Origin of the sequence: Mesorhizobium sp. M5C.F.Ca.IN.020.29.1.1 (genome assembly GCF_003997375.1) — a bacterium.
Lineage (GTDB): Bacteria > Pseudomonadota > Alphaproteobacteria > Rhizobiales > Rhizobiaceae > Mesorhizobium > Mesorhizobium wenxiniae.
In genome coordinates this window covers 1-995 of record NZ_RZSW01001032.1, presented here as the reverse complement: position 1 = coordinate 995, position 995 = coordinate 1, and the positions used below count along the sequence as shown (strand labels likewise).

Annotated in this window: 1 protein-coding gene and 1 pseudogene; both read left to right on the top strand. The window is 59.6% G+C overall.

Annotation, left to right across the window (positions count from 1 at the left end):
- Window positions 1–10: 10 nt before the first annotated feature.
- Complete coding sequence (pcsA, locus tag EOA85_RS35995; protein WP_127212782.1) at window positions 11–817, top strand: phosphatidylcholine synthase; 807 nt, start codon at window positions 11–13, stop codon at window positions 815–817.
- Between the two features lie 35 nt (window positions 818–852).
- Window positions 853–995: pseudogene (locus tag EOA85_RS39715) on the top strand (quinone oxidoreductase); the annotation flags it as partial.

Genomic DNA, 995 nt, shown 5'->3' with positions numbered 1-995 from the left:
GGCGGGGCCCGTGAGCAAAAAAACTACGGTCAGGAAAATCACGGACAGGATTCCGAGGCCAAAGAAGAAAGTCACGTGGCCGCAGGCGCGCGCGTTTTCTGTCCATCTGCTGACCGCGTCGGGCTCGTTCCTGGCGTTCCTGTCGCTGGTGGCGGCGAGCGAGCAGCGCTGGACGGCGATGTTCTGGTGGCTGGGGCTGGCGCTGTTCGTCGACGGCATCGACGGGCCGATCGCCAGGAAACTCGAGGTCAAGGAAATCCTGCCGACATGGTCGGGCGAACTTCTCGACAACATCATCGACTACGTCACTTACGTGCTGATACCGGCCTTCGCGCTTTACCAGCGCGGCTTCATGGGTGAGGGCCTGTCGTTCCTGTCGGCGGCGATCATCGTCGTGTCGAGCGCGATCTACTATGCCGACACCGGCATGAAGACCAAGGAGAATTTCTTCAAGGGGTTTCCGGTAGTCTGGAACATGGTGGTGTTCACGCTTTTCGTCATCGATCCGGGACAATGGGTTTCCTTCGCCGTCGTCGTGGTGGCCGGCATCCTGACCTTTGTGCCGATCAATTTCATCCACCCGGTGCGGGTGGTGCGGCTGCGTCCAATCAACCTTGGCATGACGCTGCTGTGGTGCGCTTTTGGAGCGCTGGCGCTGGCGCAGGCAGCTCTTGCCGCCTTCTACGACCAGATCGGCGTCTTGGGCGAGCAGGTGAGTGTCTTCACCAAGATCGGCATCACGGTCACCGGACTTTACCTCGCATGCATCGGCGGTATCATGCAGCTCTTTCCAACGCTCGGCGCGAAAAAAACCTGATCCCAAGAGAGTCTGGTCCCAAGAGAGCCTCATCAATGTCCAAAGCAATACGCATCCACGCCAATGGCGGTCCGGAGGTTCTGACCTATGAGGACGCCGATCCGGGCCAACCCGGCTCGGGACAAATCCTGGTCAGACACACGGCGATCGGCCTCAATTTCATCGACGTCTATCATCG